We start from the raw sequence: 22,528 nt of genomic DNA on the forward strand, positions 1-22,528 counted from the left end.
TTCCGCAGCACGTTGGCGCAGCGGCATGGTTGTTGCAGTTAGCGTCGGTTATGATGCTGCAGTTCTTTTTGAGGGGAAGTGGGGGGAAACCGTATGTGGGAAGCATTCGTCGCAGTCATCGCTTTGTCCGCGATGGAAATTGTTCTAGGGATCGACAATATCGTCTTTATTGCGATCGTTTCGGCTCGCCTGCCGGAAGCACAACGTCCGAACGCGCGGCGGATGGGGCTGCTGGCCGCCTTGGTGATGCGAATTATTCTGCTGTGTACGATCTCGTGGGTGATGGGCTTGAAAGAGAACATTTTCGAGTTGTCCTGGCTTGTTGGCAACAACGAACTGCTGATCGAACACCCCGATATGAACGGTATCACCTGGAAAGACATCATCCTGTTTGTGGGCGGGCTCTTTCTGATTTGGAAAAGTGTCGGTGAAATCCACGAAAAGCTAGATGACGACGAGCACTCGGAAGAAGACGCGACGAAGGTTAAAGCAACTTTCAGTGGGGTCATTCTGCAGATTATGGCCCTCGACATCATTTTCTCTCTCGACTCGGTGATTACCGCCGTGGGAATGGTGAAGGAGCAAGTCGACGTCTTTGGCGCCCCCGTTTCCGGTATTTGGCTAATGGTGACCGCCGTGTTGATTTCCGTGGGGGTGATGATCACCTTCGCCAATACGATTTCGGACTTTGTCGAGCGGCATCCAACGCTCAAGATGCTGGCCCTCAGCTTTTTGATTTTGATTGGCGTGATGCTGGTCGCTGAAGGGGCTGGGGCTCATTTCGACAAGGGTTACGTCTACTTCGCCATGGCGTTCGCTCTGGGTGTGGAGCTGCTCAATATGCGAGTTCGATCGATGCGATTGACACCAATCGAGAAGAAAATTGCCGATAGCAAGCGAAAAAAGGCTCAGGGAGGTGCATCGAAATAGGCCCCTCTTGTGGAGGGCGTGTTGCTTGTCGGCTTGGTAAATAGACTTGGACCCAGCCCTGCCGGCACGGTACAATAGGGGGACACGTTTATGCGTGTTCCCGCCTTTTGTTCCTTCCTGCTCTCCCTCAGCGTATCATGCCCATGCGGATATTCGCGTTGCCCATCGCAGCGATGGTGTGCCTGCTGCCGTCGTTTGCGTTTGCCGAAAACAATTTTTCGCCAGAACACATCGAGTTCTTCGAGAAATCGGTGCGTCCGGTCTTCATTAAGCATTGCGTCGGTTGCCATGGTGCCGAGAAGCAAGAGGCCGGACTGCGTCTGGATGCTCGCTCGACGATCATCCAAGGTGCCGATTCCGGCAAGATCGTGGTCGAAGGGAAACCAGACGAAAGCGGCCTGATTCAGGCAATTCGTTACGAAACCTTCGAAATGCCCCCAGCCGGTCAGTTGTCTACGGAAGAGATCGCGGCGATTGAACAGTGGGTCAAGCTCGGCATGCCGTGGCCGAGCGAAGCAGAGCCGATTGCTCCGCTTTCGTTTGACGAGCGTCTGGTCAGCGACAAGCAGCAACATTGGGCTTACCAACCGATTCAAGATCCGCCTGCCCCGGAAGTGAAGGGGGATTTCGCCCAGAACGAGATCGACCATTTCGTGCAAAAGCGGCTGCTCGACAACGACATGACTCCGGCCAAGCTGGCCGATCGTCGTACGCTCATTCGCCGAGCTACCTTCGACCTGACCGGGCTCCCCCCGACCCAGGCCGAAGTCGATGCGTTTGTCAGCGACGAGAGCCCCGATGCCTACGAGAAGTTGATCGATCGCTTGTTGGCTTCGCCGCAATATGGAGTGAAGTGGGGGCGTATCTGGCTGGACGTGGCCCGCTATTCCGATACGCGTGGCTACTTGAACGACGGCCAAGATCGCCGCTTCCCGTATGCGCATGCCTATCGCGATTACGTCATCGATTCTTTTAACCGAGATACACCCTATAGCGAGTTCGTCAAAGAACAACTGGCCGCCGATTACTTTGCCGAAGAGGGAGATCGTCGCTTGGCCGGGCTAGGGCTAATTCGGATCGGGCGTCAATTTCTGAAGCATCAAGACACGATCGACGACCGTATCGATGTTGTCACCCGTGGCGTGTTGGGCCTGACCGTCGCGTGTGCCCGATGCCACGATCACAAGTACGATGCGATCAACATGGCCGATTACTACGGCCTGTATGGTGTGTTCGATCCGCTGAATGAAACCACCCCTCTGATCGGCGCGATCGATTCCGATCCTCGCTATCCGGAGTTTAAGCAGCGTTACGACGAGCTTCAGCAAGAGCTGAGCAATCACCACGCTAACGTTGAAAAATCGGTGCGAACCGAAGCGAGTACCTACTTCTTCGATCTGATGGTGCGAGCCGTCTCGCAGCAGCAAGAAGTCGATATTGCCAAGTACGAACAAAACGAGCAAGAGGCAAAAAACGTGCGGCCACACTTGGTCAACAAGTGGAAGGCATTCGCCGATCAGCAGTGGAAACCGGATCACCCGATTTGGGGCCCCTTGTTCGAAACGCGTGAATTGGGGGAAGAGAAATACGCCGCCGAGCACCAGGCACGAATTGCCAAGTGGACTGCGGAAGAGAGTAAGTTAAACCCAGCGGTGCGCGAAGCAATTGTCAGCAAGCAGCCAGCTACGTTACCGGCTTTGGTCGATACGTACGATGACCTACTAAAACCGGTAGGCAAGGCGTTTATCGAGGCTGGCTTCGATCATGCGTTTGTCGACAAGCTGGAAGGAACCCAGAAAGAGTTGGCACAAGCTCTCCTGCAAGGGAACTCGCCGCTGGCACTAGGGGACAACGATGTCCGCGCCGCGACGTTTACCAGTGAGCATGCCGTTCAAAAGCAGATTGAAGGAAAGATTCGCGGGCACGAGATTGATTCGCCGGGGGCACCTCCTCGGGCGATGGCGGTTACCGACCGCGAAAATGTTGGCCAGCCGGTCATCTTCTTGCGAGGCGACCCTGGCCGCCGTGGCGACAAAGTGCCACGGCAGTTTATTCGTGTGTTGAACGAAAGCGAAGCTTCTTCTTACACGCAAGGAAGCGGGCGGCTGGAACTGGCCGAAGACATCATCGCCGACGACAATCCGCTAACGGCCCGGGTGATTGCCAACCGCGTTTGGATGACGCACTTCGATCGGCCGTTGGTGCTTACTCCGGCAGACTTTGGGGTGCGGAGCGATCCGCCCACTTATCCTCTGCTGCTCGATCACTTGGCCAGTTATTTGAAGAAGAACGGCTGGTCGCTGAAGAAGCTGCACAAGCACATCATGCTTTCGGCAACCTATCAGCAATCGAGTAAGGATCGGCCTGAATTACGCGAGAAAGATCCCGAGAATCGTTTGTTGTGGAAGATGAATCGCCGTCGGCTGTCTTTCGAGGAAATGCGCGATGCAATGCTGGTTGCCAGCGGTGCACTCGACGATTCGCTAGGAGGAAGAGCGGTGAAAATTCTGCAAGATCCTTACCCGCCACGACGAACCGTGTACGGCTTTGTCGATCGCCAAGACTTGCCGAACTTATACCGGGCCTTCGATTACCCAAGCCCTGATGCCACCAGCCCGGAACGTTCCAAGACTAGTGTTCCGCAGCAAGCGCTGTACCTATTGAACAGCCCTTTCGTGGCTCGCCAGGCCGAATATTTGGCCGACCATGTTGATGAGCCAGGGTTAAGTGACCAAGAGAAACTGGCCGGACTGTTTCAGCGGATCTTGCAACGTGCCCCGACGGCGGACGAAGAGAAGTTGTTTTTGGAATACGTTACCAATGCACCATCAAGCGACAATTGGTCGGGCTGGAATAGTGTGGCCCAGGTGTTGTTGGTCTCGAACGAGTTCATGTTTGTCGATTAAGCAGCGGCTCGTTTTGCCTGCCCCCATTTGCCATCCCATGAGATACGAATCGGAAGTTTGTCATGAATAGCCAATACCCGCACCGACCGGAAGCTTGCCTCAATCGTCGCGATCTACTGACGCGGATGGGGACCGGCTTAGGGATGATGGGGCTTGCTGGTTTGTTAGGGGACGAGAAGTTGTTGGCGGCTGATGCCGAATCGGCTGCCCAGGCCGCTTCTTACCAGAACCCGCTGGCACCGAAGCCACCTCAGTTTCCCGCAAAAGCAAAGCATGTGATCCACCTGTTCATGACCGGTGGTCCTTCGCACGTCGATACCTTCGACCCTAAGCCGCTGCTCACCAAATACCACGGCAAGCCGCTGCCAGGGGGCGAGAATTTGCGAACGGAACGGAAAACGGGTGCGGCACTCGGTTCGCCGTTCAAGTTTCAGAAGTATGGGGAAAGCGGAATCGAAGTCAGCGAACTTTTTTCGCACACGGCCCAGCATATCGATGACATCGCGGTGATTCGTTCGATGCAAGCCGAAGTCCCCAATCACGAGCCCTCGTTAGGATTGATGAACTGCGGGGCCTCGGTTGCCGTTCGCCCAGCGTTTGGCAGTTGGCTGACGTACGGCATGGGAACCGACAATCAGAACTTGCCCGGTTATATCGTGATGTGCCCGCATGGCTATCCTACGAAGCAAACCCAAAATTGGCAGTCCGCTTTTCTGCCGGGCGTTTATCAGGGAACCTACGTTGATACTCGTTATACCGAAGTCGAAAAGCTGATCGAGAACGTGAAGAACTCGCATCTATCGCTGGAAGATCAACGCCGCCAAGTCGACCTGCTGCAGCAAATGAACGCTCAGCATCGTGAGCAACGTGGTTTCGATCCCGCCCTGGAATCGCGGGTGCAATCGTTCGAGTTGGCTTATCGCATGCAGATGGAAGCGACCGACGCATTCGATGTCTCGCGTGAACCGAAGAACGTGCTGGAAGCGTACGGCGACGGTATCCAGGCCCGGCAGATCTTGATTGCCCGTCGTCTGGTGGAAAGGGGCGTTCGCTTCGTGCAGGTCTTCCACGATCAAGGCCAACCGTGGGACAGCCACGACGACTTGGAAGTGAACCATCGTCGCTTGGCAGGGCAGTGTGACAAGGCAATCTCGGCTTTGATTACCGACTTAAAACGATTGGGTTTGTTTGAAGAAACCTTGATTCTGTGGGGAGGCGAGTTTGGCCGCACGCCAACGGTCGAACTGCCGAAACCGGGGTCGAATGCGGGCAAGGTTAACGGCCGCGACCATAATCATTACGGCTTTACCTGCTGGTTGGCTGGGGGCGGGATTAAGGGAGGTCAGGTCTACGGATCGACCGATGAAACCGGTTTCAAAGCGGAAGAAAACCCGGTCCCAGTCCACGACCTGCATGCGACGATGCTGCACGCATTGGGCTTCGATCACAAGAAGCTAACCTACCGCTACGCCGGTCGCGACTATCGCCTGACCGATGTTCACGGCAACGTGGTGCATGAACTGCTCTCGTAAGCAATTGCGAACCCAGTCGCTCTGCTTTGTGTCTGCCGGGGATTATCGAAGTCAGGCAGATCGATGAGGTGCCACGGCCATGCCCCAATGTGAATTATGCGGAGATGAAGCGTTCAACGAGCATCATCTCATTCCGCGGCATTGCCATCGCAAGGCATGGTTCAAAAATCGTTTCTCGAAAGCACAAATGCAGCACACGATCGATGTGTGCCAGATGTGCCACAAGATGATTCATCAACTGGTGCCGGACGAGAAGGAGTTGGGGCGGCATTACCATTCGGTCGAGACGCTGGCCGCCCATCCTCAATTAAACAATTACCTTCAGTGGAAACGAAAACGGGTTCGCACTTAACAGATGGTTAAGATACGAACCCGTTCTGGTTTTCTCTTTCCCCTCGGATGCATCGGGCAGGCGAAAGACGACTTTGACTGCCAGGAGATTACTCGGTCACGACGTTCGTGGTGGTCGTTTCCGTCGTTTCCTGGGGCACTTCCACATCGGGGAAGGCTTCGGCCAGTAACTCTTCCAGGCGTTCGCCGCGTGCTTCGGTATCGATGACGATTCCGTCCTGGCCAACGAAGATCATTTGCGGAATGGCGTTGATCCCGTAGTAGCGGGCGTTTTCGTCCGAGAAGCCTTGGTAATCGTCGCCATGAGCGTTGCAAATGATTGTCCAAGGAATTTCGCGGGCAGCAATGAACTGTTCGACGTCTGACTTAGAGTCGTCCAGGCTGATGCCGACGATCTCGAAACCGTGCTCGTGGTAGGTCTCGTACAGCTTCTTCATGCCTGGAAACTCGCTAATGCAGGGTCCGCACCACGTAGCCCAGAAGTCGACGAGTACGAATTTACCTTTGTACGAGGCCCAGTTGATGTCCGAGCCATCGAGCTTCTTGCCGACGACGCGCATGGTGTTGCCTTTTAAGTTTATTCGCCGGGCGTAGCCTTGCATGTCGGTGGCGATTTTTTGAATCGACTCGTCCGACGATTTCGCGAAGTGGCTGGCCAGGCTATCGGTCATCAGTGCGGCCTGATCTTTATCGGGAACGATTTCCAGGTTCTTAACTAAGGTCATGCCAAGCTTTGCTGAAAGGGGCCCGGTTTCCATGGCCTTAATTTCTTGGGCCTTCTCTTTCAATACCGCCAGTCGTTGCTGAGGTGGCTGCTGCCGCAGAAGCAGCATTTCGAGGGTGAGCCCGGCATTGACGGCTTCCGCAGAAACTTCGGCGTCTTCATGTTCGCTCGCCTTTTTTAGCTCGGCAGCTAAGAGGTCGAGGTTCTTCTCGTCGCCCATGCCTGCCAGCCCCATCCGCAGCGAGAATCGCATCCAGATAAGCTTCTTTTTGGGGGCCGCCGCCGAATCGAGTTGCCAAACCTGGTCGAGCATCTTGAGCCCTTGCTGCAAGCGATCTTGCGTTGAAACGCTTTTGTCAGATTGATCACGCAGGTAGGTTTCGACCTGAGTGAGACCTTCCTCGAAGGAGTTTGGCTGAAAGTCTTCGGCGGTAACCGTGGATGGGGGAGGCGTCTCTTCTTCGCCAAAAGCAGGCAAGCCGTGGCTGAGTCCGATGAGGAGCAGTGCTGCAATGTAAGTGAGCCAGCCTCGATGCATGTTATGTTCCTTGGATGCGAAATGAGAGAGCGGGCAAAAGGGGGTCCTGGCAAGCTGCGGATCAATATTGGCTTACCAGGACAGATGCGGATGGTCTCCTTTGCATTCTAAACCACAAAAAATGGCTGCCTATTTTCATAAGCAGCCATCTCGATTATCAAAATCGTGCAGCGAAGCAGGCTGGTCGCCAAGCTGCGATGGGAAGGGCAACTATTGGCCCGCTTTTTCTACCTTGGCTTCTGCTTCCGGCTTTTCTTCTTCCAACTTCACGTCGGGGTAGGCTTCGGCCAATAGCTTGTCGAGTTCGTGACCGCGAGCGGTGATCGAGACGACGTTTCCGTCTTTGCCGACGAAGATCATGGTCGGAATACCGGTGATGCCGTAGCGAACCGAGTTGACGTCGCTCCAGCCACGTTCGTCACCTTTGTCGTTCCAGACGATAGTCCAAGGGATTTCCCGTTCTTCGACGAACTTTTCGACGACTGGCTTGGTATCGTCCAGGCTGATGCCGATGATCTCGAAGCCATGTGGATGATAGGCTGCGTACAGCTTCTTCATGTTCGGGAATTCTGCGATGCAGGGACCGCACCAGGTCGCCCAGAAGTCGACAACGACGGTCTTGCCTTTGAACGCGGCGGGGAAGTTGAGGTCTTCGCCGTTCAGGGTCGTACCGGTCAGTTCGATCGGCTTGCCGGGCAAGCTCATACGTCGGGCCATGCCGATTAACGAAGCGGCGGCCTTCTCGACTTTTTCGTCGCCAGAGTCTTTAAAGTGATCGGCCAGATCGCCAATTTCCTTGGCAGACTCTTCCGACTTGAGCATGTACGACAAGCTGCTGGCAAACTGAGTCGCCAATGCAGCGGTTTTTTCCGTTGGTTTCTCTGCTAAGATCTCGCCTTTGATTTCGTCGATGGCGGCTTGCTGCTCTTCTGGCGGAAGGGAAGCAAGTTTGCTAATCCGGATGCTGAATATTAATTTTCTGGCTTGCACTGCGAGGGCTTCGTCGCTTCCTTCGCTGACGCTGGCGAGGAAGCTGTTCGCCTTTTGTCCGGCTTCCTTGTTCCCCATGCGATCAAGCGTCATCAGCAGTTGAAACTTCAGCATCATTAGTCGTTGGCTTTCGCCCTCGTCCCGGTCCATGTCCCACATCTTGTCGACCATCTCAACCGCTTTCGCGTAGCGATCTTTCGGGGCAAGCTTGGCTGGGCCGCCGGTACGAAGGAGCGAGGTGACTTCTGCGAGGCCTTTGTCAACCGAGGCTGGAGCAAATTCCTTGTCGGCTTCTGCTTCTTCCGCTTTTTCTTCCGTTGCTGCGGGTTTGTCTTCGGCGGCGGGGGCATCTTCTGCTGCCCAGGTTGGGCTGATGTTGCCAACGAGGCCCAATGCCAAGAATGCCGCTAAACCGATCTGCCAAGCGAACTTCATCGCTCTCTCCCTTATGTGGTGAATGGTGAACTGGGGGCTGCGCATGTCATCGTAGCCTGGTAGGCATTTTGCCAACGCTTGGCGGGGGATTGATTGGTGCCCCTGATTGCACGACAGCCCTCAAGCGATCCGCGCTATTTGATACGTATTGTAGACTTGTTTGGCGGCATCGAAAACCGAAATCTACAAGGCTGCGCTGAAGTAGCCAAAAGAAAACGGGTACTGATCACTTTGTGGCCAATACCCGTTGAATTCATCGGTTTTGATGTTGGAAGGCAACCTGGGAGGTGCCAATTCGCTTAGCCAGCGTTCACGCTTTCACATTCCGCTTTTGGCATCCGGCTTTCCGCCAGGGCGGTGTCGATGTCGAGTTGCATGACGACGCTCCAGCGACCTTCGGCATCGCCTTGGACCCACCAGTGTGGCATCAAGCAGACGCTTTGCTGGACGAGCTCGAAGCCGCCTTCTGATTGGCTAACGGTCGAGATCGGGAACGTCCAGACGCTCGTTGGCCGATCGGCGCTCCAGCGGCAATCGATTCCCAGCCATTCGTCTTTCAGACCCAAGTCTTGCACTTCATGCAGGTCCAATTGGGTGCCGAGGTGACCCAGCTTGTTGCCGTTGGCCTGGTGGAAGTAACGATCGTCGGCACCAGAGGGCAAACCGGCGAGGTTCATTTCCACGGCAAAGTGCAACGCTTGATCTTGCGGCAGACCTTCCAGCAGGTAGGCGATTTCGAGCACGCTGCTACCAGCGGTCATGGTCACGCCTTTGGTGATCGTCAGCGGAATGCCCCAGGCATTGCCGGCACGCGACATTTGTACTTGGATGCGATCTGGGTTGCGTCGCAGCTTAGCCTCGAACGGGGCTTCGACAAAGTCGCCACGCTCTAGGGCATTGTTGTGGGCCACTTGCTCCAACGAGGCATTGTTGTCGAAGAAGTGATCGACCAAGGCCTTGCGCTGGTAGTTATCGTACTGCAGCATCTTGTCGAGTCCTTCTTGCTTGAAGACGACTCGATCGTGAATCGAAGCGACCTCGCCACCGGCAGAGGAAGGACCAGCGAGCACCTTGCGGTGATACGCTTCTGGACGACGCGACAGCGTGGCCAGCAAGTTGTGGCAGATCGAACGGACGTCCAGTTCGTACAGCGTGCCGCCAGAGGCCGGAGCCAGTAAGGCGATCAGCTTTTCGTCTTCCAGGCGAACTTCCTGGCGGCCGTCGAGGTTGAAGTCGGCCACTTCGGCTTCGATGAACGAAGCTGGTTTGTGTTCGGCTTGATCCAGCAGGTTGTCTGCGGCGATTAAGTGGTTGTAGACGGCGTTACGTAGGTGAGGTAGGTAGGTGCCGCCGAACGCTCCGTGCCAGTAGCTGCAGTTGCACTGACCACGATAAAGCTCTCGCTTGGCCAGTTCCAACAGACGCGAATCGCAGCCGTTGGCTTCTGCGGCGGCCAGGCGATTGCTGATGTTCAGGGCGCGGCTGTACATCTCGTCCGTTTCGGGATAACGGATCTTGAAGTTTCGCCAGTACCCGCCACGGATGTAGCGTTTGATGTTTGCCCAGCGGCTGTCATGCTCCATGTCGTGGACCAGATCTTCGTAGTCCATCTGCTGCTGAGTTGGCATCGCCCACTCGGTCATTTCGCGGTAGCTACCTTCCGGGATGTAGGTCTTGCCGATTGGTGGCAAGGCTTCGGTGGCTTCGGCCAGGGTGGTGGTCAGCAGCCAATCTTTGTTGGCGGTCAGCAGTTCAAAGAACTGAGCCAGCCAGCCGCGATCGTAGACGTGTTCTTTGGTGTCGGGCCAGGTACCGAACTTTTCGCCGTCGTCACCAAACACAATGACCGAGTTGGGGAATTCGTCGGCGATGCCGCGCAGGTAGTCGATGGTATCTTGCGGCGGAGCAAACGGCAGAAGGTAACGCATCTTCTCGCTGCCGGGGAAGACCGAGAGCAGCTTGCCGTACTCTTCCGTAATGTAGTAACCGTACAGTTCGTCCTGTGTCAGACCGGCGTTCTTAAAGTGGAAGTCGTCCAGAATCGTGTACTGAATTCCGGCATCGGCGATATCGGCGGTCAGTTGTTGTTCCCACACGCGTTCCGGCATCCACATGCCTTGAACCTTGGCGCCCAGCCGATCGGTGAGCCACTTGGTGTAGCTGGCGATCTGGCCAACGCGATCGCGCGGCGGAATCATAGGCAGGATGGCTTCGTAGAAGACACCGCCGATGATCTCGATACGACCACTTTTGACGTGAGCGGCCAGGCGATCGAGGTATTCAGGATGATGTTCGTCCAGCCATTCCATCAGCGGCCCGCTGGTGTGCAAGCCAATTTTGATATCGGGATAGCAATCGAAGACATCCAGGAACGGAAGGTAACTATCCTGGTAGGCCTGCTCGAAGACGCCGTCAAAGTTGCCGATCGGTTGGTGGTTGTGCAGGACCAAGCACAGACGAATCGTGTTGCTCATGATTTTCTCGGGGGAGTAATCCTGGATTCCGGGGAGGTAATGCGGCGGTTGTCGCCTGGGAAGATACAGGACGAATCGGCAGAACCGGTACCCTTTAGCTAGCTTTTCCAAACGACTTTACTGAGAGGATGGCGGTGACCTGGCGGGTTATACCATCCGTACTGGTCACGCCGAATCGCGAAGGATTTGAGCGGCTCGTTCAGGAGAGAGGGGGTTCACATAGAGACCCGTCCCCCACTCGAATCCGGCCCTTACCGTTACGCGCGGCAAAACCTCTACATGCCAGTGATAGTGATCCGCGACCAATGTGTCAAACGGCATCGTGTGAATCAGGTAGTTATATGCCGGGAAATTTAATGCCTTTTCCACTCGTACCAGAAGCGAGCGTAACAATAGGGCAATCTGCTGTAACAGCGTAGAGTTTGCGTCCCCGAAATCGGCCTGGCCGTGGCGGGGTAAAACACACAGCTCAAACGGCATGCGCGAGGCGAATGGGCAGAACGCGACGAGGTTCTCGTCGGCATGCACAATCCGCGATCCTTCTGCCAGTTCGCTCGCGATCAGGTCGCTCCAAAACGACTTGCCGTGGGTGCGAAAGTAAGCTTCGCTGGCCTCAATTTCGTGTTGGACAATTGGGGGTATTAATCGCGTGGCCATGACTTGGCTGTGCGAGTGTTCCAACGACGCCCCAGCGGCGGGGCCGTTGTTTTTAAATATCTGCACATAGCGGCACTGTCCGGTCGCTCGAATCGCGTTGAGCCGTTGTTGGTAGGCCTGAAATGTGAGGATCGCATTGACATCGGGAAGCTGGGCGAAGGAAGTAAGATGCTGAGGCGATTCGATGATCACCTCTTGCAGTCCGCTGGCGGTGATCGACGGGTAGCGGGGGTTTTCTTCTGTGAAGACTTCGTCTGGGAAGTTGGGGGAAAGCGAAGGGAAGATGTTCGGTAGAACACGGACTTCCCATGGCATCTGATCGGTAGAACGGGGAAGATTGCCCGGTAGAGCGAGACGTTCGTGTGGGGTGGCATCTTCGTGGCCGCCACAGAAGGGACAACGCATCGCTGAAGGGGGAGGAATGCTTGGCTTCCACTGCTGCGGTCGGTCCTCGCGGCCTTCCGCAATCACGACCTGGAAGCCGAGAAGCGGGTCTCGGCGAAGCTGGTTGCCGGCGTTACGACTCACGGCGACTTCCTTGTCGGCGTTCGCCGCTTACATGCTGCGGCGAGCTTGGATCGTTTTCTCGTAGAATTCAACGTACTGCTTGGCACTGTGATCCCAAGACCAGTCTTGACTCATGCCCGTTTCGACAATCTGCTTCCATATTTCTGGGTTGTCTCGGTAGGTTACCAGAGCTTGTTCCAAAATATTTTGCAGAGCTTCGGCGGTGTATTCGCGGAAGATGAAGCCGTTGGCGGTCCCCATTTCCAAGGCCGCCGGCGTGGCGTTGGTGATGGTGTCGGCTAGGCCACCGGTCTCGCGTACGACCGGTACTGTACCGTATTTGAGGCTATAGAGCTGATTCAGACCGCAGGGCTCGTACAAGCTAGGCATCAGGAACATATCGGCGCCTGCTTCTACGCGGCGGGCCTTGCCTTCGCAGAACTCGACTTTTACCCCGATTCTGTTGGGGAACATCGAGCTAAGTTCTCGCAGCATCGCTTCGTGGTGCGGCTCACCGGTTCCGAGGATTACCCATTGGCAATCGCATGTCTTCGCTCGTTCGCGAATGACCTTGGCAACCAGGTCGAAGCCTTTTTGGTCGGCCATGCGTCCCACCATGCCGATGATCGGTGCTTTGGGGTTGGTGGGCAGATTGAATTCTTCTTGGAGGGCCTGTTTGCATTTGGGCTTATTGGTTTGCCAGTTGCTGCGGTCGTAAGTGGCAGCGATTGCGTCGTCGGTCGCTGGATTCCAGCGAGAGTAGTCAACTCCGTTCACAATGCCGGTCAAAACTTTGCTGCGTTCCCGCAAAGCACCTTCCAGGCCACAACCCATTGGTTGCGACTGGATTTCTTCGGCATAGCGTGGGCTGACGGTGGTGATCGCGTCGGCGAAGACAATTCCGGTCTTCAGGAAGTTCAGATGGCCGTAGAACTCCATCTGGTGCATGTTGAAGTATTTCCAGTCGAGCCCGGTCAGCAGCATGTCCCAGTGCCAGAAGTTGCCCTGGTAGGCCATGTTGTGAATGGTGAGAACGCTGGCGATGTTTTCGTAACCGCGTGTGGCCCGGTACTCGATGTTCAAGTAAGCGGGGATTAAACCGGTTTGCCAGTCGTTGCAGTGAACGAGATCGACCTGCAGGTCCAGCAAGCGAATTGCTTCTAAAACGCTGCGGCAGAAGAAGACGAATCGTTCGCAGTTGTCTTGGTAGTCGGTACCTGCTTCGCGATAGAGTTCTGGGCGATCGAAGTATTCGTCGTTCTTGACGAAGTAGATCGGAACATCGGAATTAGGTAGGTATGATTTCAGCAGTTGTCCAGAGGCGATGCGGCCGCCGACAGGCACATCGAAGTAGATCGGCAGCTCCTCGATAGGGAGGCCAGATTTGTAGATGTGTCGGAATGCGGGGAGGATTACCGTGACTTGGTCTACTAGCCCGCGTAAGGCGACCGGCAGAGCTCCGCCCACGTCCGCCAAACCTCCGGTCTTGGCGAATGGATAGATCTCACTGCTGGCAAAGAGAACGTTCAAGAGGGAGTCGCTCCGTGGCGTTGGCTATCTTCCGGTATTCAGCAAGGTTGCGTCAAATAATAACACACAGAAAGTGCGCCCGGGATAGCCTTGTGAAAAAAGGCGGTTTTCGTGGAATGTGGCGATTAGGATCTTTTGGCGATTGGGGCGCGCGCCCCTTTATTATCTCGCATTGCGGGAAGTTCGCACCCCACAAGGGGTTTGGCCTGTCAATCGAAAATCTTCAGGAAGAAGATTGAATTGAATTAATCCAACCATTCGGGTGGGGGATAGGTTCGTAACGAACCAATCTCAAATGGAATGGTTGGTAAACAGGAGGGGGTGGGGTGTTGGTAACGAGCTCATTCTATAGGAGGCTAACTGCAGCAACAAATACCGCAGAAGAAGGGGTGTTGGCGAAGTCTGGGGAGGTGTCAGGTTTGGTTACGGAGGTGCTCCAGCGAGGTTTGTTTGCCCACAACCAGCAGAAGTTGGTCGAGCCCCAGCGAGTAGCCACCATCGGGGAACATGGCCAACTTGCCGGTCATCGGATCTTTAACGCCGACAACCCAAACGCCGTACTGCTGACGAAGATTGAGGTTCATCAGCGACTTGCCGACCATATCATCGGGCACAGCGACTTCCATGAAGCTGTATTCAGGGTCGATCGGCAGGTAGTCGATGATGTTGGGCCAGGTCATGCGATCGGCTAAGGTTTCCGCGATTTCTGCTTCGGGGAAGATCACACGCTCGACACCTAGGCTCTTGAGCAGCTTGCCGTGGTCTTTGGTGACTCCTTTGACGATGATTCGTCTGGCACCTAGTTCTTTCGCATGCAGCGTGGCCAGAAGCGACGGCGTGATATCCTCGCCCATGCTGATGAAGACGCCGTTGGCTTCTTTCAGGTTCAAATGCTGTAGGGCTTCGTGCTCGGTTGCGTCGGCGATGATTGCTTCGTACAGGTCGTCTTTGATTTCTTCGACGTTTTCGCGCGAAAGGTCGACGCCTGTCACACGGCAGCCGTTTTTCTTCAGCCGCTTGGCCAATGCGCTCCCAAACGAGCCGAGCCCCAGGATATAAAAGTGTTTAACGGGTGGCATGGCGTGCTTATCCTATGAGCGGTTCTTCTTTGGGATATTCAACTGGCGTTTGGCGTTGGGTGCGGGAAAGGGCCACAAAGACCGAAATCGGGCCCAACCGGCCTAGGAACATCAGCATAATGATGATGATTTTACCTGCCGTGGAAAGCGAGGCAGTGAAGCCTGTCGAAAGGCCTACCGTTCCCAAAGCCGAAACCACCTCGAAGGCGGCGTCGAGGAACAGGCCTTGGCTTTTCGGGTGCGGAACGCTCGATTGCTCGAAGACCAGCAACGCGGTCAGGGCAGCTATGGCGATCACCGTGAACAGCAGGGCCGTGGCGGTAGCTTGTTGCGTGACAATCTCGGGGATGGTTCGGCGGGCGAAGTTGACACGGGTCATGCCGTGGAAGGTTTTCCAGGCGTGAACGGCCATTACCATCACGGTCGAAACCTTAAAACCGCCCCCGGTCGAACAGGGCCCGGCTCCGATAAGCATCAACAGCATCGAGATGAAAAGAGTCGCGTTGGTCAGCGAAGACAACTCGATCGTGTTAAAGCCCGCCGTCCGGCAGGTGACGGAATGAAAGCCGGAAACCAACAGCTTCTTCCAGAGCGGCATCTCGGCAAGCACGCCGTCCCATTCCAGCATCAGGGTCCCGACGAAGCCGCCCAGCAAAAGGCATGTCGTTCCGATCAGCATGAACTTAGAGTGAATGTGTAAGCTTGCCCATCCTTCGAGCAACCCTTTCCGCCAGTTTTTGTTCAAGTCGAGCATCACGGGAAAGCCGATTCCGCCAACGATGATCAGGGCCGCGATCGTCAGGTTGACGACAATGTCGCCCTGAAAGCCAACCAGGCTGTCGTTATGCAGGGCGAAGCCAGCGTTGCAGAACGCCGAGATCGAATGGAATAACGCGTGCCAGGCCGATTCAACGAAGCTGTCGTAGAGATAGAGGTTGCGTACCAGCAGAATCAAAAAGCCAGCACCTTCGCTTAGTACCGTGACTAGCAGAACGTGCCGCAAAATCCATTTCAGGTCGGCGTCATCGCTGGCCCCGAGGGTCTCGGTTAAGATCGCACGGGCTCGGAGACTTGGTTTATTGCCCAGATTGAACAACGTGTAGGTGGTGATCGTCATGATGCCGATTCCACCAATCTGAATCAGAATCAGGATGATCAATTGGCCGATAAAGCTGAAGTCGTCCGGCGTCGAGCGAACCGCCAAGCCTGTCACACAACTGGCACTCGTCGCCGTGAAACAGGCATCCAGGCGCGAAATGGCTTCCGCCCCTTCGCCTCGGCTGAACGGAAGCGTCAGCAGAACGGTTCCAATCAAGATAAGAGCCAGGTACCAAACGACCAGGTTACGGGCCGGATACTTGACGATCGAGCCAGTCAATTGTGGCATAGCGGCAATGCCCAGTAGAGGCGAATCTTCGTGACGCAGAGCTTTGGGGCGATCACTTTATCAGGCACCAGTCCGTTGCCGTCAACGGGGAACGGTCGACTAACGCGAGGACGCTTGCTCCGGGTTAGAGATCCACTCATCTCGCATTGTCGTTGGAATCGCCAACTTTAACATGGCCGGGCTGAACAAGATTGCGGAGTAGAAAATGGTGCCCATAAACATGTTACGGAAGAATGGGATCGCCATTATATAGCACTGAACGAAGCCGTTGAGGTCTTTGCTGTACTCGGGCAGGGTGATCCAACTGAAGAAGTTCGTCACCACGAAATAACCGACACTAGCGATCATGCCCATGGTGACTGCTCCGGCCCAGGTTCCCCCTTCACGCATCAGGTATCCCAGTACCACTACGCCCAAGATGCAGCAGTACATCACTGGCAGGCTCGGATAGAACGCCCAATTAAAGTGGCCGCTGATGGCCCAGATGCCTAAGTCACTAAGCAGCATCGAAGCCAGCACGACCCCGCAAGCCGCCCAGCGATTGCCAAGCATCGCTCCAGCAAACAGGCAGACCGCCAAGTAGGGGGTAAACGACCAGAGATAGCTTTGCGAATACCACTCGGCTTGAACTCCGGCGGCAGTCAGTAAGTAGGGGAGTAGCTTCACCCCCACCGCAAATGCCAAGCATAAACCAACGATCGTCCAGATACGTGGCGAGTGAATTCGGTTGGTCGAAGTTTGGGTTGCGTCGGACATGCTATTACTTTGTGGCATCCACGTGTGGGGTTAATTATCTATTCAAGTATCGCCCCGAAGCATCCTAAACGTCAACCGCGTCACCTGTTCAATTAAAAAGCGGCCTAAAATGTAAGACTTTAGGCCGCTTAATTGGCAAATTTAACCGTTTCAGCCCACCCGTTTAGCGGATGCGGTAGACCTTCCCTCGAAGCTTGATTACCAATGTTTCTTGGTCATTTTGCTGCGAGAGAACCGCGTTTTCAGCCTTGTTGTTGTGGGCGACCAGGTCGAAATAGGCGTCACTAAAACGTTTCACATCGACGTAGTTTGGCTGCGGCTTCTTGGCTTCCGCGACCGCTTCTTCATCGATCCAGGTCTTATCGCGATAGTACAACGTGCGGTTGCCCACAATTCGCACTGTGTCAACAACGTGGACTTCGTCGGTCTCGGTATCGGCGACCGTTACCCCATTGGCCGCTTCGGCTCCGTTGCCTCCACCACCAAAGCCACCTCCTCCGAAACCGCCTCCTCCAAAGCCGCCACCCCCAAAACCACCCATGCCACCACTGCGTCCCCGGTTTCTGCGACTAGAAGAAGTGGCGATACGACCAGGGGCGGGCTGCGCTTGGGGGAGGTTTTGAGCATTTTGATAACGGGATTTGGCGTCACGCTGCGAGAACGCCGAACGCCCTGAGGTTTCGCCCAATTTCCTGGCTAGTTCCCGCGATTGCTCGGCGCTCATTTGTCCGCCAAATCGATTGGCCGCCAACGAGTCCAAAGATTGATTTTCGTCGGCCAGGAACGATGTGTAGGGCGTCAAAATCCCGTGATCAGTCGACAGGCGAACCAGCTCTTCGATGAGTTCGTCGTTCTTGCCGTGCAGGTCCATTTCGTCGATGATTTCGCCAATGCGGCGAATAGCCCACAGTTTCTCAACGAATGCGTTCGATTGGTCGTCGCTCTTGTGGACAAACTCCGCAGGAAAATCGAACCTCTCGGTTTCGCCGTTTACCTTGCCGCTGACGATGATCTTGGCGTCTCCCCAGGCCTTGTAACGGCCCACAAGGACCAACTGTTCTCCTTCAAACAGGTCGACCACTTCTTTCGGCAACACGCGATTCACGGCTTTCGATCCGCCACGTTCCAGATCGAACTTGATCTTCACATCGGTCATCAGTGGGGCGTTAATTTTGCGATAAAGCCGGGCCACGTGTTCTTCCAAGTCTTCGTCGGGACGCACGTATTGGCTTTGCCCTTTAAGCTCGCTAGAAAGGCGATCCATCAAGCGGCTGTTCACATCGTAGCCGACGCCAACATTGATCATGCGGGCATGATGGGCGTTTTGTTTTTTGGCGTGTTCAACAATTTTCATCTCGTTGGTTTCGCCATGCGTGGGACGCCCGTCCGAGAGAAACAAGATATAGCAGGGGCGATCGTCATCTTGCACCATCTTCATCGCGGTGGATAAGGCCCCGTCGATATTGGTGCTGCCGCCAGCGTACAGGTCGTCGACAAAGCCAATCGCTTCCTCCACGCTTTTCTTATTTGCTTTTTGCAGTTCCGGCTGAAAGCTTTCGACGTCGCTATCGTAGGCGATGATGTTGAACAAGTCTTGCTCGTTCAAATGGTTCAATACGTACTTAGCAGCTTGTCGCGCTTGCACGAACTTCTCGCCTGCCATGCTGCCGGAGCGATCGACGACAAACAGGACCGTCTTCTTTGGCGGCTCTTGCATGGCCTCTTGCGGCGGAGGTGTGGCCAGCAACAGGAAAAAGCCTTCCTCGTCTTTATCGGGCCGATAACTTAGGACGCTGGCAGCCAGTTTGTTGTTGCTGCTTTCAAAGAACAAACGAAAGTCACTATCAGGAATGACGTTGTCCGCTTCGTACTTCACGATGGCCCGCTTGTTGCCGTTGCGCTCGATATCGACATTGTGCGTGGGGCTATAGATACTTTTCAGCTTTTCGCTGCCTTCCAAAGACAGACGTACTTTCAGCTTCTCGACCGGTCGATCGGTGTATTTGGCGGTAGAAAGAGGGAACAAAAAGTCGGTTAGCCGGCCATCTTTCTTCAGCAGTTGGCTGTAAGTGATCGTTACCTCGCGCGAGGCCCCGGCAGGCACCGGGAAAACGCTGGTCTGAAACATGCCGGTGCCGGCCCATTCCAACAGGGCTGGGTCTTTGTTTTGGCGGACGATCGAGTTGTAGATCTCGCGGGCCTTCTCTTTTTCGAGCAGCTTGGCCGGGAACTCTTTGCCGTCGACCATCAAAGTCAAGCTATCGATTGCCCCATCGTACGGCAGCGGAAAGAGGAACGAGACTTCCATCTGGCGGCTGCCGGTGTTTTGAAACTGTTGAGCCACTTGAACTTGCGCGACCTGATCTTTGACCTTCGCGTTGACCTCTAGCTTGGTGATCTTGTACGACTCGGTCGGATGCTGCGAGGCAGGGCGGGGAATCGGCCGCGGAAGTGGTACCGGTCGCTCAGGATGGTGAATCACGATTAAGGCCTGAGCGGTCGCCCCGCTCGCCAAAAGCAGCGTGCAAAGTGTGGCCAGAAAAGAAGTTGCAAGATGAGCTGTCCGAGTCATGGGGGATCTCCCGTCCGCTGATAGGGCAAAGCGTGTCTACGGATATGACGAATGAGTTGGGCCAGCGGTTTTGTGCCGCAGGAAAAAATTTGGCCTCGGGATTGCTGGCCCAGTTTTGATGTTTTCAGTGTCCAGTTTTCAGACGCAGAGGAGCGGGAAGCAGTTTGCCAGTTTCATACTCAAAACTCCTGTAGGGTACGCTTGGCGTACCGGAACCTGAGAAATGCCTTCACCTTACGACCGACCGCTTTCACGTTTCGCAACGAAACCGTTTCATACTCAAAACTCCCTGGCCAACGTTCAAAGCCCCGAAAGGGGCGGCATGGCTATCTACGAAAGAATCGCACACAGCTACCACGCTAGCGAAAATACGTATTCCCAGCAACGAAAAGGGCGCCTAAATCAAAACGCCTTACGCGGCGCGGCGAGCTGTTTTCTGGTAGAGAATAGAATTGCCTTCCTTGCCGACAACGCCCAAGGCTCCTGTTTTTCGCAGGGTATAAACCATCTTCTGGGCGATCCAGCGGGGGCGAGCCAGTTTTTCGGCGAGTAGGGCAGTGTGGAACTGGCGAGGGAGATCACGAGGAAGCAGCTTCACCAAGTCCGAGGCTTTGCGAAAGCGATGGGACGAGACGATCTCGGTGAGCGTTTGGTCTTCGACGACGAAATCGTTTTCTCGCCGACGTCGCCGCTTGCCGTGCCCTGGGTAGCGGATTTCTTCGATCTCGATCAGCGGAATCTCGAGCGTTAGATTGGCGTGCGGAAAGACATTGGTGAAATGGACCAGCTCTTCAAACACGCTGAACACATCACCCCGCTTCGGGCTATAACGCGCCGAAACGATCTCGCCCCCTTTTTTATCGCGGCGAACGACCTTCTTGCGGGCGACTATCGGCTTCACAACCCGCACCTTGTGCGAATCGCACAACTCCCGAATCTTGTCCCGAATCGCCGCCAGGCCAGACCACTGCACCTCGATCAACTGCCCGCGCGAGACGGCATCAATAATATACCGCCCCAACCGAACCTCCGTCTCGGCCTTCTTCCCGGCGTAATGTTCCTTCAGAGCTTTGTGGAGTGAGGTTTCCATGAGGGCGAGCAGGTTTTCAATTCAAGATTGTTTACGAAGAAGGCACCTTTTACAGAGTTTCGACAGAATGGGGTAGATGAATCCACAGATCGGAAAGGATTGGCTGGCTAAGTAGTCCACTTGGGGAATCCTGTTGATGGATCACTGCGCGGCTAAGCGAACTGGGGTGAACAACGAAAGTCCTGGAATTCAAATGTATCGATTTCAATTAAGTGGGCAGAATCAATGATGGCTCTGCTCTGTAATAGCCGTCCGAACTCGCGCCCCGATGCGGTAGCTCGCTCCGATGCTAAACAGGAACAGAGCCGTCGAGATTAGCAAGACGGGGAAAATCACTGGAAGAGGCACGCTGAGGATACCGGCTATAAGAAAAGCTGAGGCGCAGAAGTAGCAGATCGTTGCGTTGGCTTTGAGTCGATCGCACTCGGTTGTTGGGGGACGAGGCTGGTTGTCGAGAGGGATCTCGGTGGTTTGATCGGGAAGCAGAGTGATCTTGGTAACGGCGAACCCCTTCCAGTCGGCGTAGGCCCGCACGGCGGCTTCGTCGGGGAAGTCGACAACCTGGCTGACAGGCTTGCCATCGGAACCGGTGCCGGTGAGTGAGTATTTCAATGGGGCCCTTTCTTAGGGGAAACGTGGTGGACTAGCTGACTTGCTTCTCTTCAATCGCCGCCACAATGCTCGCACCCACGCTGTACAACGCTCCGAGCGGGAATAGGAAGAAGGCCAGCGAGATCAACACCGCGGCAAGAGGTGGAATGATAAACGCAATCAAGCCTCCGACTAAGAGGATCCACGCCCAGATGAAGAGAGTGCTTGAAATCGTCCGCATGCGTTCGGAACGGGGATTATTGTGCCGTGGCGTATTGGCGATCGGGACAATGGCACTTTGATCTTCCAGCGGACGAATGCTGGTGAGCGTGATCCCTTTCGCATCGGCGTAGGCCCGAACGGCGGCTTCGTCGGGGAAGTCGACAAGCTGGCTGACAGGCGTTCCGTTGGAGGCGGTACCGGTGATGGAGTATTTCATAGTGGGTGATTCGCTGAGTTGCGGTGATTATTCCGCTTTCTTTTGTTTGACTGCTTCGGCGACGATCTCTCCGGCTCCGTAAATCGCCCCGATGATGAACAAGAGGAACGACACGGAAAACAGGATTAACGCCAGTGCCGGGATGATGCAAAGGGAGAGTACGCCTCCGCCCAAGAGGAACCAGCCCCAGGTAAAACAAGTGCTCGCGGTCGAGCGAAGTCGATATTCCGGACTGTCTGGCACGCCTTGGTTTTGATTGGCGGCGCAGCGAATGCTTTTGACGGTAATTCCGTTCTCTTGGGCATAGGCTTGCACGGCGGCTTCGTCGGGAAGGTCGACCAGGCGACTGACGGGCATCCCATTGGACGCGGTGCCTGATAAAGAGAATTTCACGGTTTTTTCCTTGCGAGACGAACGCTCTGTTCCTGTATTGCTGGCAGGCGTTCCTAAGGTAACCTGTGCCGCTGAGCCGAGCAACAACTGACTGTCGATTCGCTTTGCGGCGGTTGGTGCGGTATTTTGTAGAGATGTCTACCAACACGCCATCTCGCTTTCGCTTGCCTGGACCGGTATTCGTCTCGGCGGGCATTTTGCTGGTCCTGGCGTTGCTCGTGCCGTTGCCGTGGGTTTCGTGGGGGAGCGAGGTCGATATCCATTCTGGTCAAGTGCGACGGTCGGTGTGGGTGATTGGCATGTTGGTCAGCCGCCGCGTGGAGGAAACCTGGGTTTCGACCGCAACCAGTCCACTCGGCGAACCGGAGTGGCGTTACGCAGTGACCGATGGCTGGTGGGGAGGCGGGCATCCGCACTGGCAATACCACAGCGCGGTGCACCAAATTGAAAGCGTGGAGAAGTTGTGGGAGGAATTCCCCAGGGACGACGCAGCCTGTCAAGAGGCGGCAGAGGAAATTCTCAAGCGGTGGCAAACCGGCGACGACACGGAAGCGGTCAAGTATGTGATGGCGCTGTTGAATCGCGATAGCGAAGCAAGCACGATGCGGCAGGAAGATTTGTCGAATTCTAACGCTGACACACCCTGA

At 55.3% G+C, this 22,528-nt stretch carries 18 protein-coding genes; 5 read left to right on the forward strand and 13 right to left on the reverse strand.

What is annotated here, in order from left to right; genetic code table 11:
• The first annotated feature begins 93 nt into the window (after nucleotides 1-93).
• From DTL42_RS09310 to DTL42_RS09325, 4 genes are all read left to right on the forward strand, one after another.
• A complete protein-coding gene (locus DTL42_RS09310) occupies nucleotides 94-930 on the forward strand; it encodes a TerC family protein (protein WP_114368422.1) in 837 nt (278 codons plus the stop codon).
• 143 nt (nucleotides 931-1,073) lie between these two features.
• Entirely contained in the window at nucleotides 1,074-3,836 is a 2,763-nt protein-coding gene (locus DTL42_RS09315) for a PSD1 and planctomycete cytochrome C domain-containing protein (RefSeq protein WP_158545293.1), read from the forward strand.
• A 62-nt stretch (nucleotides 3,837-3,898) separates the two neighbouring features.
• Nucleotides 3,899-5,368, forward strand: coding sequence for a DUF1501 domain-containing protein (locus DTL42_RS09320; protein WP_114368424.1), 1,470 nt, complete (start codon nucleotides 3,899-3,901; stop codon nucleotides 5,366-5,368).
• Nucleotides 5,369-5,447: 79 nt separating this feature from the next.
• Complete coding sequence (locus DTL42_RS09325; RefSeq protein ID WP_114368425.1) at nucleotides 5,448-5,720, forward strand: hypothetical protein; 273 nt, start codon at nucleotides 5,448-5,450, stop codon at nucleotides 5,718-5,720.
• Nucleotides 5,721-5,808: 88 nt separating this feature from the next.
• On the opposite strand, the gene DTL42_RS09330 is transcribed toward DTL42_RS09325, so the two are convergent.
• From DTL42_RS09330 to DTL42_RS09390, 13 genes are all read right to left on the reverse strand, one after another.
• The gene (locus tag DTL42_RS09330; protein ID WP_114368426.1) at nucleotides 5,809-6,981 is read right to left on the reverse strand and encodes a TlpA family protein disulfide reductase; all 1,173 of its coding nucleotides are present in this window, start codon (nucleotides 6,979-6,981) and stop codon (nucleotides 5,809-5,811) included.
• A 210-nt stretch (nucleotides 6,982-7,191) separates the two neighbouring features.
• Nucleotides 7,192-8,406: a TlpA family protein disulfide reductase gene (locus DTL42_RS09335; protein ID WP_158545294.1), complete on the reverse strand. Its 1,215-nt coding sequence runs from the start codon at nucleotides 8,404-8,406 to the stop codon at nucleotides 7,192-7,194.
• 299 nt (nucleotides 8,407-8,705) lie between these two features.
• The gene (locus tag DTL42_RS09340; RefSeq protein WP_114368428.1) at nucleotides 8,706-10,880 is read right to left on the reverse strand and encodes an alpha-amylase/4-alpha-glucanotransferase domain-containing protein; all 2,175 of its coding nucleotides are present in this window, start codon (nucleotides 10,878-10,880) and stop codon (nucleotides 8,706-8,708) included.
• A gap of 165 nt (nucleotides 10,881-11,045) precedes the next feature.
• Complete coding sequence (locus tag DTL42_RS09345; protein ID WP_114368429.1) at nucleotides 11,046-12,065, reverse strand: galactose-1-phosphate uridylyltransferase; 1,020 nt, start codon at nucleotides 12,063-12,065, stop codon at nucleotides 11,046-11,048.
• A 27-nt stretch (nucleotides 12,066-12,092) separates the two neighbouring features.
• Nucleotides 12,093-13,574, reverse strand: a complete 1,482-nt coding sequence (glgA, locus tag DTL42_RS09350; protein ID WP_114368430.1) for a glycogen synthase GlgA — start codon at nucleotides 13,572-13,574, stop codon at nucleotides 12,093-12,095.
• A gap of 413 nt (nucleotides 13,575-13,987) precedes the next feature.
• Nucleotides 13,988-14,653, reverse strand: a complete 666-nt coding sequence (locus DTL42_RS09355) for a potassium channel family protein (RefSeq protein ID WP_114368431.1) — start codon at nucleotides 14,651-14,653, stop codon at nucleotides 13,988-13,990.
• Between the two features lie 7 nt (nucleotides 14,654-14,660).
• The gene (locus DTL42_RS09360) at nucleotides 14,661-16,040 is read right to left on the reverse strand and encodes a TrkH family potassium uptake protein (RefSeq protein ID WP_114368432.1); all 1,380 of its coding nucleotides are present in this window, start codon (nucleotides 16,038-16,040) and stop codon (nucleotides 14,661-14,663) included.
• A gap of 99 nt (nucleotides 16,041-16,139) precedes the next feature.
• On the reverse strand, nucleotides 16,140-16,796 hold the full coding sequence (locus DTL42_RS09365) for a DUF6580 family putative transport protein (RefSeq protein ID WP_114368433.1): 657 nt from the start codon (nucleotides 16,794-16,796) through the stop codon (nucleotides 16,140-16,142).
• Nucleotides 16,797-16,959: 163 nt separating this feature from the next.
• Nucleotides 16,960-19,368, reverse strand: a complete 2,409-nt coding sequence (locus DTL42_RS09370; RefSeq protein ID WP_114368434.1) for a VIT domain-containing protein — start codon at nucleotides 19,366-19,368, stop codon at nucleotides 16,960-16,962.
• 412 nt (nucleotides 19,369-19,780) lie between these two features.
• The gene (locus tag DTL42_RS09375) at nucleotides 19,781-20,458 is read right to left on the reverse strand and encodes a hypothetical protein (protein ID WP_114368435.1); all 678 of its coding nucleotides are present in this window, start codon (nucleotides 20,456-20,458) and stop codon (nucleotides 19,781-19,783) included.
• A 222-nt stretch (nucleotides 20,459-20,680) separates the two neighbouring features.
• The gene (locus DTL42_RS09380; RefSeq protein ID WP_114368436.1) at nucleotides 20,681-21,070 is read right to left on the reverse strand and encodes a hypothetical protein; all 390 of its coding nucleotides are present in this window, start codon (nucleotides 21,068-21,070) and stop codon (nucleotides 20,681-20,683) included.
• A gap of 31 nt (nucleotides 21,071-21,101) precedes the next feature.
• Nucleotides 21,102-21,488 carry a hypothetical protein gene (locus DTL42_RS09385; RefSeq protein WP_114368437.1) on the reverse strand — a complete coding sequence of 129 codons (387 nt, stop codon included), beginning with the start codon at nucleotides 21,486-21,488 and terminating at the stop codon, nucleotides 21,102-21,104.
• 27 nt (nucleotides 21,489-21,515) lie between these two features.
• Nucleotides 21,516-21,881 (reverse strand): hypothetical protein, encoded by a 366-nt coding sequence (locus tag DTL42_RS09390; protein WP_147274217.1) that lies wholly within the window; start codon nucleotides 21,879-21,881, stop codon nucleotides 21,516-21,518.
• A gap of 134 nt (nucleotides 21,882-22,015) precedes the next feature.
• On the opposite strand from DTL42_RS09390, the gene DTL42_RS09395 reads away from it, so the two are divergent.
• A complete protein-coding gene (locus DTL42_RS09395; protein ID WP_114368439.1) occupies nucleotides 22,016-22,528 on the forward strand; it encodes a hypothetical protein in 513 nt (170 codons plus the stop codon).

Origin of the sequence: Bremerella cremea, assembly GCF_003335505.1 — a bacterium.
GTDB lineage: Bacteria > Planctomycetota > Planctomycetia > Pirellulales > Pirellulaceae > Bremerella > Bremerella cremea_A.